The organism is Methanosarcina spelaei (assembly GCF_002287235.1).
GTDB classification, from domain to species: Archaea; Halobacteriota; Methanosarcinia; order Methanosarcinales; family Methanosarcinaceae; genus Methanosarcina; species Methanosarcina spelaei.
Map to the genome: position 1 here is coordinate 1 of NZ_LMVP01000406.1, position 446 is coordinate 446.

Consider the following 446-nt stretch of genomic DNA (forward strand, 5'->3'; position numbering starts at 1 on the left):
TTAATATGTCCATGTATCTTTTCACATTCAGCTCTCTTTTTATACTGATCATCAAAAGTCTCATCTTTGATGTTCTGGTTTCTCAGGTACATTCCTACCTGTTCTTTCCTTCCAATCTCATATAGAAATTTAAGTTTGTTTTCCATTGGTGCATGAATATCTCCACCAATTTTCCACTTTTTATTTACCCAGTGATTGATTCTTTCCTCTTCTCCTTCTTGATTGATTACTGCATTTGAAGCGTAGGAGATAATCGGTTTTGCGTTCAGATGATACCAAACATCAGAATGATTAAGGAATGAATCATAACCTCCGTCAGCAGAATAAAACTCCAGATTAGCGTTCATGTTCTTTAGAGCTTCAATATGGTTGATAAGTTCTGGAGAGTCACCAGAAAGTCCTTTTGTATGAGTCATGAAAACAGGATAAGTTCCAACCATTGTAAT

1 pseudogene is annotated in these 446 nt (G+C 35.4%); it reads right to left on the reverse strand.

The features are described 5' to 3' along the window. Positions 1-446, reverse strand: a pseudogene (locus ASJ81_RS15380) (ISNCY family transposase); the annotation flags it as partial.